Here is a 10411-nt window from a genome sequence, read left to right as displayed (position 1 = left end):
GCCTTACCCTGCAGCCGATCCTCGATCTGATGAACAGCTGGGGAACCAAGTATCAGGGGCGGATCGAAGACTCCATCGCCGCCCAGCAACCAGTCGACGATATCGTCGAATCGGGCGCATCACCGGCGCGGTAACAGCTCGGCGGCCGGGCGCACCCGATCTGCGCCTACCGATCAGCTTGCGGCGTTCGGAAGAAGTGGGGGGCAATCGCCCAGCGCATCCGTTGCCAATTCGAAGTGCCACAGCTCATTCGCGTAAATCTGGCACAGCCCGAAACGAGCACCGTTGGCGATGAGCCATTGGTCGGCGCCCGTGCCACCGACGTCGACGGCCTGGCCGATGACGTGCTTGGACGCCTCCGGCGTTTCGACGTACTGCCGTGCCGCGGCAAAGCTGCCGTACGTGTGCACCGCGTCGTCGAGAAGGCGCTGCTGGAACTCCGGCGAGCGCCAGCCGGAGGTGATGGTCATGGTGACACCATCCGAGGTGGCGGCGGTGGCAGCGTTCTGTACCGCGCTCAACAACCCCGGGTCGAGGCGGCCGATCGCGGGATTCTGCACGTCGAACGGTGTCAACGTGTCCCCGCCGGCCAGCGAACCGTCGCCAGGGTCGGCAGGAGGGTCCATGGCGACGGTATGGTCTGCCAGCCTGATCTGCGGAGCCGGCGGGCCGGACGGGTGCAGGCAGCCGAGGGCAAGCGCAGTGGTGACGACGGCCACCGCAACGAATCGCATGCTGCACTCCTGACTGCGAGGTAGTGGTACCTCGGCGTCGGTGATCGACCTTACTCATCCGTGTTGGCGGCGCATGGTGTCGAGCTGGATGGTCGACGAGTTTGGACATTCGACGTCCAGGGCATCACTTCTGGGCGTTAGGGCGCAGGAGCACGAAGGGGTGCGGCATGGCATCAGGGGTGGAACTCGGCCGAATCCAGACCGACATCCCGGCGCGGATGGATCGACTGCCGTGGGCCCGCTGGCACTGGCTGATCGTGATCGGGCTGGGAACCGTGTGGATCCTCGATGGTCTTGAAGTAACCATCGTCGGGTCCATGTCCGATGCGCTCAAGTCCGAGGACACCGGTCTGGGGCTGAGCAGCTCGCAGGTCGGGATGGCTGGTGCGGTCTACGTTGCCGGTGCGTGTATCGGCGCGTTGTTCTTCGGCCAACTGACTGACCGCTTCGGTCGCAAGAAGCTGTTCATGCTGACGTTGGGCGTGTACATCGTGGCGACCGTGCTGACGGCGTTCTCGATGAACCCGCTGTGGTACTTCGCCGCCAGGTTTCTCACCGGCGCGGGAATCGGGGGTGAATACGCGGCAATCAATTCGGCGATCGACGAGCTCATCCCGGCCCACTACCGCGGCCGAGTCGACGTCGCCATCAACGGCTCGTTCTGGATCGGCGCGGCCGGCGGTGCGCTGCTGACGATTCCCCTGCTGGACCCGACTGTCGTGGATCAAGCCCTTGGTTGGCGTCTGGCGTTCGGGCTGGGAGCGATCTTGGGCGTCGGTGTCCTGCTGGTGCGCCGCTACGTCCCCGAGAGTCCGCGCTGGCTGTTCATTCACGGCCGCGAGGACGAGGGCGAGCGGATCGTCCGACAGATCGAGGAGACGATCACCGAGGAGACCGGCAAGAAGCTGCCCGCCGTGTCGGAACGGATCACCATTCGGCAGCGCAAGTCAATCGGAATCGGTCTGATCGCCAAGACCGTGTTCACCATGTACCCGCGGCGGACCATGCTGTGCTTCGCCCTGTTCGTCGGTCAGGCGTTCCTCTACAACGCGTTCTTCTTCACCTACGGTGACACGCTGTCGACGTTCTTCGACGTCGACAAAACCGGTTATTACGTCGCGATCTTCGCGGCCAGTAACTTCATCGGCGCGCTGGTGCTCAGCCCGCTGTTCGACTCCGTTGGACGTGTCCGAATGATCGCTGGCACTTACCTCTTGTCAGGCGTGCTTCTCGGTGCAGTCGGCTTCTTCCTCGGTTCGTTGACCGCGGTGACACTCACCTTGTGCGGTGCGATCGTGTTCTTCTTCGCCTCGGCCGGCGCGAGCGCCGCCTACCTGACGGCCAGCGAGATCTTTCCCATGGAGACTCGCGCGCTGTGCATCGCATTCTTCTACGCGATCGGTACTGCTGCCGGAGGTATCACCGGCCCGCTGCTGTTCGGCAGACTGATCGAAAATGCCTCGGGGAGTGGCGATATCACCGGTATCGCAAAGGGATATTTCCTTGGCGCTGCGCTGATGATCGTCGGCGGGATGGCCGAAGCCTTCCTCGGAGTCAAGGCCGAGGGCCAGTCTCTCGAAGCGATCGCCAAACCGTTGACCGCTGAGGACGATGCTCCCGACGCGGAGGCGAACGCACGATCGATCACGACGTGAGCGTCCGCGAGGGGTGCCTTCAGCGTGGGTCTGAGGCGGTGGGGGAACACGGGAGGCGTCAGTCCGCGTTGGTCGCTGAGTGAAGGCAATTACCTACGTGCGAACCGGTGACAGCTCTGTACTGCGGCTTCGGGAGCGTGACCTGCCCGAACCCAGTTCGGGAGAGGTGCGCGTACGCATCGTGATCTCCGGGGTTAACCCGACGGACTGGAAGAGCCGCAGCGGCTCCGGTCTCAAGAAGGAGCTCGAGTTTCCGGAGATCGTGCCCAACCAGGACGGCGCGGGCGTGGTGGACGCCGTGGGCCCCGAGGTAGACGAATTGTCCGTCGGCGACCGGGTGTGGGTGTTCCTTGCGCAGCACGAGCGCCCGACCGGCACGGCGCAGGAGTACGTCGTGCTTCCCGCTCGGCGGGTGGTGCCGCTGCCCGACGAAGCGAGTTTCGAGGTCGGTGCGAGTCTCGGGGTGCCGGCGATGACGGCCCACCGCGCGTTGACGGTGTCCGAGGATTGGCCGGCGCGTCTGCACCCCGGTGCGCTCGCCGAAGCGACGGTGCTAGTGGCAGGCGGTGCGGGAGCGGTCGGGCATGCCGCCATCCAACTGGCCCGCTGGGCCGGAGCCACCGTGGTGACCACGGTCAGCGGTCCCGAGAAGGGCGCCTTGGCGACGGTGGCGGGCGCACACCACGTGGTGAACTACAAGTCCGAAGACGCCGCCGCAGCCATCAGGGCCATCGCGCCGCGTGGCGTTGACCTCGTGGTGGAGGTGGCACCGGGTCAGAACGCAGCGCTCAACGCGGCTGTCGTCGCCCCGCGCGCGTCGATCGCGATCTATGCGAGCGACGCCGGCGACCGCCTCGACCTCCACGGGCGGCCCAACATGATTCTCAACGCGCGTTACCAGTTCATCCTGTTGTACTCGGTGGGCGAACGGGCTCTGAGCAACGCCCGGGAAGACGTGACGGCGGCAGCTTCGGCGGGCGCGCTCGATGTTGGTGACGCCGCGGGGCTACCGCTGCACCGCTTTTCCCTCGCTGCCACCGCGGCGGCACACGACGCGGTGAAAAGCGGTGTGACAGGCAAGGTTCTGATCGACGTCGGTGAATGAAGGTCGCCGAGTCGTCTGCCAACACGTCACGACAGCACGATTCGTAACTGCTCCCAACCTCGCACGGTGGACGTCGGCGCCGGCTGCATGCTGTCGTAGTCGATGCCCCACTCTGCAGTGGTGTACCTCCGGCGATCGCATGGCCGTACCCGAAGCGGCTGTGACGTCGTGATGCCCGACGCTGCGCGGACGACTAGCGCCTCCAAGTGATCTCGTCAAAGAAGATGGGCCCGTGACCGAGACGGGTGTTGGCGATATCGACCGCCACGATATCGACGGCCCATCGGGCGGTCCCTAACTGCTGGCCGTGGCGGGCAGCTTGTTGGCGAGGTCGAGCACCGAGATCGTGTCAACGACAGGGAACTCCATTTCGGCGAGGAGGGCGCGTCACGATACCGCGTAACACGTTGTCGTTAATGGGGTCGGCGTCGCCTCGGCGGACTTTCGCGCTTTGCGCTCGTTGTGGATGCGGACGAGTTCCCGAAATCCGAGTCGGTGGTATTGGGGTGTCGGCAGGACCGATGTCCAAGCAACTGCACCAGTTCTTGCGAAGTCGGCAGGATCTGTCTGCAGTGCTGGGAGAGGCCGTTCGCTTGGTGTCCGCCCTGGAGCGTCGGCTCGGCAGCCTGCTATTCAAAGACTTACTCGCGCTGCACTTTTCGCAGACCCGCCCTCCTGCCGAGGACGGTGACGATCACCCCGTGATCGTGACGGTCGCCGAGCAGATCGAGCGCGCGCGGGAGTTTGGGGAGACCGACCCCGACGTCAATGCCATGAACAGTGCCGTGTTCTTTCTGCTCGGCCTATACGCGTTGCTGACCACCACCCATGGGTGGCCGACGCAGGCCGAACTCCTCGCGGACTACGTATTGAGGACGTTGCGGAGCTTGCAGCCGGCTCCGGGGAACTGACGCCGGCCGAACGTGACGCCACTGCGTGGAAATCGATGAAATCTCGCAGTGGGCTCACGTTCGACGCGACGTGCCCATCACAGTGCTCGGCCGATGCCGCGCGCGGCGACGTGAAGGGCCCCGAGCAGTCTCTGGCGGTCGCGTTTGAGCGAGGGCACCACCACCCCGATCGCCGCGACGACCGAATCGTCGGAGGACTGTACGACGGGCACTGCCAGCGAGCACCCGCCCAGCGTCATCTCCTCCGTCGTCGTCGCCACCGCGTCCCGGCGAACGCGCTCCAACTGCGCGCTCAGCACCGACGGCGACACGATCGTGTACGGGGTGATCCGGGTCAGCCGAGCCAGGACCCGGTGGACGACGTCGGCTGGGGCGTAAGCCAGCAGCACCTTCCCGACCCCGGTGCAATGCATCGGCAGTCTGCTGCCGACGGTGCTGACGATGGGAACGGACGCCCGGCCCATCATCCGCTCCAGGTAGAGCACTTCGTCACCCTCGCGCACCGCCAGATGCACGGTGGCCAGCGTGGCGGCATAGATGTCGTGCAGGAACGGCTCGGCCACGTGGCGCAATCTGCCCTCAACGGGTGCCAGCAGGCCGGCATCCCAGATCAGCCGGCCGATCACGTACCGGCCGTCGGCGCGTCGTTCCAGTGCGCCGCCGGCCACCATCTCGGCGGCCAGGCGGTGCACCGTCGGCACCGGGAGGCCGGCGCGGCGAGCGAGATCGGTAAGGGCAAGGCTGCGGTGGCGGGCGTCGAACGCGCCGACGATGGCGAGAAGCCGGGACGCGACCGTGGCGCCGGGTGTCGAAGTGTTTCCCGCCATCCGCTGACTCCTTTCACTGAGCGGAATACTAGTCTTCCGGCCGCCGCCCCGGCACGGATACCGTTCGCACCATGACGACAGTGATCGGCAGTGACCCGGACAGCCTCCTGGTGAGCCAGTCCGAGATCAGCAGGGAAATCGGCGCAATCGAGACGGCCTACCAGCGGACCGGTGCTGAAGAGAGCCAGCCGCGGCTGGACTATGCGCCGTACCGGAGCAGCCTGCTGCGTCATCCGACGAAGGATCTGAAGCACGCCGACCCGGAGGGCATCGAGCTGTCGGCTCCGTGCTTCGGCGAACGTGACGTGCATCCGCTCGAAGCCGACCTCACCATCCAGCACTCCGGCCAACCGATCGGCGAGCGGATGGTGGTGACCGGGCGGATCGTCGACGGTGACGGACGTCCACTACGGCGTCAACTCGTCGAGATCTGGCAGGCCAACGCCGGCGGGCGCTACGTCCACAAGCGCGATCAGCATCCGTCGCCCCTTGACCCGAACTTCGCAGGGGTTGGCCGCTGTCTGACCGACGCCGACGGTTTCTACAAGTTCACGACGATCAAGCCCGGCCCGTATCCGTGGAAGAACCACCACAACGCGTGGCGCCCCGCGCACATCCACTTCTCCTTGTTCGGAACCGACTTCACCCAGCGGATGATCACCCAGATGTACTTTCCCGGCGACCCGTTGTTCGGGTTGGACCCGATCTACCAGTCCATCACCGACCAGAAGGCACGGGATCGTCTGGTTGCCACCTACGACCACGACGTCACCACCCACGAGTGGGCCACCGGCTACCGGTGGGACATCGTGCTCACCGGCTCGGCACACACGCCCATGGAGAACCCCGAGAACGGAAGTGCGCACTGATGAGCATGACGACCCCGGGCCAGACGGTCGGACCGTTCTTCGGCACCGCTCTTCCGTTCGACGGCGGCAATCACCTGGTGCCGCCCGGATCCGCCGGAGCCATTCAGTTCCACGGCATCGTCACTGACGGCGACGGACGCCCGGTGCCGGATGCGCTACTGGAGATCTGGCAGGCCGACGGCGAGGGAGCGATCCCAGAGGCCACCGGCTCACTGCACCGCGACGGCTGGACCTTCACCGGATGGGGCCGCGCCGCCACGAACGACGATGGGCGCTACGGCTTCTCGACCGTCGTTCCCGGCGCAACCGCACCGGGTGCGGCACCGTTCATCGGGGTAACGGTGTTCGCCCGAGGACTGCTCAACCGGCTGTTCACCCGTGCCTACGTGCCGGGCGACCAGCTGGGTGGTGACGCGCTGCTGAACTCCCTGCCCGCAGACCGCAGGCACACCATGATTGCGACCAGGGACCACCTCGGTCTGCGCTTCGACATCAGCCTGCAGGGAGCGAACGAGACGGTCTTCCTGCGATACCCGGGACACCGACGGTGACCGATCTGTTTTGGCCGGGTGACCATCTCGCCGGCGGCCTGATGAGCGACGCGACGTTCCTCGCGGCCATGGTGGCCGTCGAGCAGGCCTGGTTGGACGCCCTCGTCGAAGCCGGCATCGCACCGCGGGATGCGCACGCGAACCTGGCGGAAGTCGTCACCGACGGCGATGCCGAGACCATCGCCGTCCGCGCCGACGTCGACGGAAGCCCCGTCAGCGCGCTGGTCGCGCTGCTTCGGGAGCGCTCGAAGCAGCCGACTGCCCGCTGGTTGCACAGGGGACTGACCAGCCAGGACGTCGTCGACACCGCGCTGATGCTGGGTGGTCGGGACGTGCTGATCCGCATCGGCGAAGAATTCGGCACTCAAGTGCGGGTACTGAGCGAGCTCGCCGAAAGATACCGCCACACACCGGCACTCGCCCGCACCCTCACACAGGCCGCGCTGCCGAGCACCCTCGGGGCCAAGATCGCGCGCTGGCTGACCGGCGTGCTCGATGCGGCCGAACCATTGACCGGACTCATCCCGTCGTTGCCCGCGCAGGTCGGCGGTGCGGTGGGAACACTGGCGGCGGCCACCGAGTTGGCCGGGTCCGTCGACGGCGCCATCGCGCTCAGCGACGCCTTGGCCGCCTCCCTGCGGTTGGCTCCGGCGCCGCCATGGCACACCACCCGGTTTGCGGTCACCCGGCTGGGGGATGCGCTGGTGAGCTGCTGCGATGCCTGGGGGTACATCGCCACCGACGTCGCGACGGGCAGTCGGCCCGAGGTTGGCGAGCTGGCGGAGGGCAGCGGTGGTGGCTCATCGACCATGCCGCACAAGAACAATCCCGTCCGCTCGGTGTTGATCCGGCGGGCCGCGCTCACTGCGGGAGCATTGAGTGCGACTCTGCACACCGCGGCGGCCACCAGCGTCGACGAACGCTCCGACGGCGCCTGGCACGCGGAGTGGGCAACCCTTCGAACGCTGGCCCGCCACTCGGTCGTCAGCGCCGCTCACACCTCTGAACTCGTCTCGGGGCTACGGGTGAACGAGGACCGCGTCAGCGCCAATCTGGCGGCCGCAGAAGGACTGCTGGCCGAACAGCGGTCCATGACCGAATTGACAGGGCGCGCAGCGATGCCGGACTACACCGGTGCTGCTGATCGCCTCATCGACTCGGCCTTGAGCAGGGCCCGCCGCTACCTGAAGGAGGCGTCATGAGCGTTTCGAGTCTGAGCACCGTCGACTTCGGCGGGCCCGACACCGGGCCACTTCTCCTGCTCGGTCCATCTCTCGGCACCTCGGCGGCGACGCTGTGGAGCGGCGCGGCCCAGAAGCTGACCGAGCACCTTCACGTCGTCGGATGGGATCTGCCCGGCCACGGTCGTGGCGTAGCAGGTGAGCGGTTCACGATCGCCGACCTGGCCGCCGCGGTGCTGAAACTGGCCGACGAACTCGGTGCCGAATCATTCTCCTACGCAGGAGATTCGATCGGTGGCTGCGTCGGTCTGCAACTGGCGCTGGACGCTCCGCAACGGATGCGGTCGGTGACCGTTCTCTGCACCGGCGCGGTCATCGGCACGTCGGACGGCTGGCACGATCGTGCCGCGACGGTCCGCGCCAACGGCATTCAGGCGGTGCTCGCCGGGGCGGAGCAGCGGTGGTTCGCGCCCGGCTTCGTCGAGCGTCAACCGGGTATCGCCGCGGCGCTGCTGGACGCCCTGAGCCACACGGATCCGGAATCCTACGCCCAGACCTGCGACGCGCTGGCGGCGTTCGACGTCACCGACCGCTTGGACGAGATCCTCACGCCGGTGCTGGCCGTCGCCGGCAGCGCCGACATCCCCACTCCGCCGGAATCGTTGCAGCACATCGCCTCAGGGGTTAAGGACGGCCGGATCGTCGTGCTCGACGGTGTCGCACACCTCGCGCCGGCAGAGGCTCCCGACCGGGTGGCGAAGCTCATCGCCGAACACGTCGGCATCCCTGAGCCGGCATCCACCACCACCGATGACGTCTACCGCGCGGGATTGGCAGTGCGCCGCGAGGTGCTCGGTGACGCTCACGTCGACCGCGCCATCGCGGGCACGACCGACCTCACTGCCGACTTTCAACGGATGATCACCCAATACGCCTGGGGCACCATCTGGACGCGACCCGGCCTGGATCGCCGCAGTCGTTCCATGATCACGCTGACTGCCCTGGTGGCCCGGGGGCACCACGAAGAGCTCGCCATGCACGTGCGCGCGGCGCGCCGCAACGGTCTGAGCAACGACGAGATCAAGGAGGTGCTCATGCAGACGGCCATCTACTGCGGCGTCCCCGACGCCAACACCGCGTTCCGCATCGCCTCGCGCGCGCTGTCCGAGTTCGACGCCGAGGAGACGGGAGCCGACTCGTGAGCCGCACCACCATCTGCGCCACGGCTGCCGACGCGGTGACCGGGATCGCCGACGGTGCAACAATTCTGGTCGGCGGATTCGGCATGGCTGGTATGCCCACGACCCTGATCGACGCGCTGATCGACCAGGGGGCCGCCGATCTGACGATCGTCAGCAACAACGCAGGCAACGGCGACACGGGCCTGGCCGCACTGCTGGCTGCGGGGAGGGTCAGCCGAATCGTCTGTTCGTTCCCTCGCCAGAGTGACTCCTACGTGTTCGACGCGCTCTACCGGGCGGGGAAGATAGACCTCGAGGTCGTCCCCCAGGGGAACCTGGCCGAACGAATGCGGGCGGCGGGCGCAGGCATCGGGGCCTTCTTCTGCCCGACCGGTTTCGGCACGGAACTCGCAGGGGACCGCGAGACCCGAACCATTGACGGGCGCAACCACGTCCTGGAATATCCGATACGCGGTGACGTGGCCCTGATCGGCGCCCACCGGAGCGACCGGATGGGAAATCTGGTCTACCGCAAGACGGCTCGCAACTTCGGACCGGTGATGGCGACGGCGGCCGATCTGACCATCGTCGAAGTGTCCGGGGTCGTCGAGACTGGAGAGATCGACCCCGAAGTCGTCGTGACGCCGTCGATCTACGTGGACCGAGTATTGGATCTCAGCGCAGCGAAGCGCGCTCTTTCGGAGGCATCATGACCATCGCGCTCACCGTCTCCCGGACCATGGAGAACCTCGACCGAGGGCCTCTCGAACGTGACGAGATGGCGAGGGCCGTGGCGGCGGACATCCCGCCAGGCTCGTTCGTCAATCTGGGTATCGGGCAGCCCACCAAGGTCTCGGACTACCTGGCGCCGGGCAGCGGTGTGGTGCTGCACACCGAGAATGGGATGCTCGGCATGGGGCCCGAGGCTCTCGGCGACGAGATCGATCCGGACCTGACGAATGCCGGTAAGATCCCGGTCACCGAGTTGCCCGGCGCGGCGTACTTCCACCACGCCGACTCCTTCGCGATGATGCGCGGCGGCCACCTCGACGTGTGCGTCCTTGGCGCCTTTCAGGTCTCCGAACACGGCGACCTGGCCAACTGGCACACCGGAGCACCGGGTGCGATCCCCGCCGTGGGAGGAGCGATGGATCTCGCAATCGGAGCCAAGGACGTCTTCGTGATGATGACCCTGTTCGCCAAGGACGGGACACCGAAACTCGTCCCGCAGTGCACGTATCCGCTCACCGGACTGGCGTGTGTGAGTCGCGTCTACACGGAGTTCGGCACCTTTGCCGTCGGTCCGGCGGGCATCCGCGTCATCGACACCTACGGGATCAGCGTCGCCGAGTTGCGCGAACGAACCTCCGTAGAGCTCAGACGAATCGAGGACTAGT

The 10411-nt window shown here is 66.6% G+C and carries 10 protein-coding genes and 1 pseudogene; 9 read left to right on the top strand and 2 right to left on the bottom strand.

What is annotated here, in order from left to right:
* Positions 1 to 173 precede the first annotated feature (173 nt).
* Entirely contained in the window at positions 174 to 734 is a 561-nt protein-coding gene (locus tag ACRDUX_RS31125; protein WP_526419744.1) for a M15 family metallopeptidase, read from the bottom strand.
* A gap of 167 nt (positions 735 to 901) precedes the next feature.
* Here ACRDUX_RS31125 and ACRDUX_RS31120 point away from each other — a divergent pair, with 167 nt between their 5' ends.
* The 3 genes and pseudogenes from ACRDUX_RS31120 to ACRDUX_RS31110 all read left to right on the top strand — a co-directional run.
* Positions 902 to 2389, top strand: coding sequence for an MFS transporter (locus tag ACRDUX_RS31120; RefSeq protein ID WP_526419742.1), 1488 nt, complete (start codon positions 902 to 904; stop codon positions 2387 to 2389).
* A gap of 79 nt (positions 2390 to 2468) precedes the next feature.
* On the top strand, positions 2469 to 3494 hold the full coding sequence (locus tag ACRDUX_RS31115; RefSeq protein WP_526419740.1) for an NADPH:quinone reductase: 1026 nt from the start codon (positions 2469 to 2471) through the stop codon (positions 3492 to 3494).
* A 521-nt stretch (positions 3495 to 4015) separates the two neighbouring features.
* A pseudogene (locus ACRDUX_RS31110) lies at positions 4016 to 4405 on the top strand (TetR/AcrR family transcriptional regulator); the annotation flags it as partial.
* A 77-nt stretch (positions 4406 to 4482) separates the two neighbouring features.
* Here the strand turns inward: ACRDUX_RS31110 and ACRDUX_RS31105 are convergent.
* Positions 4483 to 5232: an IclR family transcriptional regulator gene (locus ACRDUX_RS31105; protein WP_526419738.1), complete on the bottom strand. Its 750-nt coding sequence runs from the start codon at positions 5230 to 5232 to the stop codon at positions 4483 to 4485.
* Positions 5233 to 5303: 71 nt separating this feature from the next.
* Between ACRDUX_RS31105 and pcaH the strand changes: the two genes are divergently transcribed.
* Genes pcaH through ACRDUX_RS31075 form a run of 6 tightly spaced genes read left to right on the top strand, consistent with a single transcriptional unit; the run spans position 5304 to position 10410 of the window.
* Positions 5304 to 6101: a protocatechuate 3,4-dioxygenase subunit beta gene (gene pcaH / locus ACRDUX_RS31100; RefSeq protein WP_526419736.1), complete on the top strand. Its 798-nt coding sequence runs from the start codon at positions 5304 to 5306 to the stop codon at positions 6099 to 6101.
* Positions 6101 to 6652 carry a protocatechuate 3,4-dioxygenase subunit alpha gene (pcaG, locus tag ACRDUX_RS31095; protein WP_526419735.1) on the top strand — a complete coding sequence of 184 codons (552 nt, stop codon included), beginning with the start codon at positions 6101 to 6103 and terminating at the stop codon, positions 6650 to 6652. The genes pcaH and pcaG overlap by 1 nt, the downstream gene beginning before the upstream one ends.
* The gene (locus tag ACRDUX_RS31090) at positions 6649 to 7854 is read left to right on the top strand and encodes a lyase family protein (RefSeq protein ID WP_526419733.1); all 1206 of its coding nucleotides are present in this window, start codon (positions 6649 to 6651) and stop codon (positions 7852 to 7854) included. Before pcaG ends, ACRDUX_RS31090 begins: the two co-directional genes overlap by 4 nt.
* Positions 7851 to 9035: a bifunctional 3-oxoadipate enol-lactonase/4-carboxymuconolactone decarboxylase PcaDC gene (pcaDC, locus tag ACRDUX_RS31085; protein ID WP_526419731.1), complete on the top strand. Its 1185-nt coding sequence runs from the start codon at positions 7851 to 7853 to the stop codon at positions 9033 to 9035. Before ACRDUX_RS31090 ends, pcaDC begins: the two co-directional genes overlap by 4 nt.
* Positions 9032 to 9727 (top strand): 3-oxoacid CoA-transferase subunit A, encoded by a 696-nt coding sequence (locus ACRDUX_RS31080; protein ID WP_526419729.1) that lies wholly within the window; start codon positions 9032 to 9034, stop codon positions 9725 to 9727. Before pcaDC ends, ACRDUX_RS31080 begins: the two co-directional genes overlap by 4 nt.
* Entirely contained in the window at positions 9724 to 10410 is a 687-nt protein-coding gene (locus tag ACRDUX_RS31075) for a 3-oxoacid CoA-transferase subunit B (protein ID WP_526419727.1), read from the top strand. Before ACRDUX_RS31080 ends, ACRDUX_RS31075 begins: the two co-directional genes overlap by 4 nt.
* The last annotated feature ends 1 nt before the right edge of the window (position 10411 follow it).

The organism is Mycobacterium sp., assembly GCF_050701675.1.
Taxonomy (GTDB): Bacteria; Actinomycetota; Actinomycetes; order Mycobacteriales; family Mycobacteriaceae; genus Mycobacterium.
This window is presented reverse-complemented; position numbering and strand designations above follow the sequence as displayed.

What these genes read in the sequence shown, in the direction of transcription:
- pcaH (WP_526419736.1), top strand. Translation starts at nt 5,304, where the DNA reads ATGACGACAGTGATCGGCAGTGACCCGGACAGCCTCCTGGTGAGCCAG.
- ACRDUX_RS31105 (WP_526419738.1), bottom strand. Translation starts at nt 5,232, where the DNA reads ATGGCGGGAAACACTTCGACACCCGGCGCCACGGTCGCGTCCCGGCTT.
- ACRDUX_RS31120 (WP_526419742.1), top strand. Translation starts at nt 902, where the DNA reads ATGGCATCAGGGGTGGAACTCGGCCGAATCCAGACCGACATCCCGGCG.
- pcaG (WP_526419735.1), top strand. Translation starts at nt 6,101, where the DNA reads ATGAGCATGACGACCCCGGGCCAGACGGTCGGACCGTTCTTCGGCACC.
- ACRDUX_RS31075 (WP_526419727.1), top strand. Translation starts at nt 9,724, where the DNA reads ATGACCATCGCGCTCACCGTCTCCCGGACCATGGAGAACCTCGACCGA.
- pcaDC (WP_526419731.1), top strand. Translation starts at nt 7,851, where the DNA reads ATGAGCGTTTCGAGTCTGAGCACCGTCGACTTCGGCGGGCCCGACACC.
- ACRDUX_RS31125 (WP_526419744.1), bottom strand. Translation starts at nt 734, where the DNA reads ATGCGATTCGTTGCGGTGGCCGTCGTCACCACTGCGCTTGCCCTCGGC.